1 protein-coding gene is annotated in these 376 nt (G+C 67.3%); it reads right to left on the bottom strand.

What is annotated here, in order from left to right; genetic code table 11:
- A partial coding sequence (locus NP777_RS47315; protein ID WP_256656390.1) for an acyltransferase domain-containing protein occupies positions 1–376 on the bottom strand: 376 nt, incomplete at both ends.

Here is a 376-nt window from a genome sequence, read left to right as displayed (position 1 = left end):
AAGCCCAGCCGCCGCACCCTCACTGACGGCCACACCCGCTGACTCCAGCCAGTACCGCTCCCGCTGGAAGGCATACGTCGGCAGATCGACGCGCCGCGCGTCCGTCCCCGCGAACATCCGGGCCCAGTCGACAGCGGCACCGCCCACATATGCCTCGGCCACGGAGGTCATGAAGCGCTCCAGACCGCCTTCGTCGCGGCGCAGCGAACCAACGGCGGTAACACGAGTGCCGTGATCCTCGGCCGTCTCCTCCACACCCATCGTGAGCACCGGATGGGCGCTGGCCTCGACAAACACCTGAAAACCGTCGGCCAGCAGGACGCGCACGCTCTCCTCGAAACGCACCGTCTGACGCAGATTGCGGTACCAGTACCCA

Source organism: Streptomyces rugosispiralis (genome assembly GCF_024505145.1).
GTDB classification, from domain to species: domain Bacteria; phylum Actinomycetota; class Actinomycetes; order Streptomycetales; family Streptomycetaceae; genus Streptomyces; species Streptomyces rugosispiralis.
This window is presented reverse-complemented; position numbering and strand designations above follow the sequence as displayed.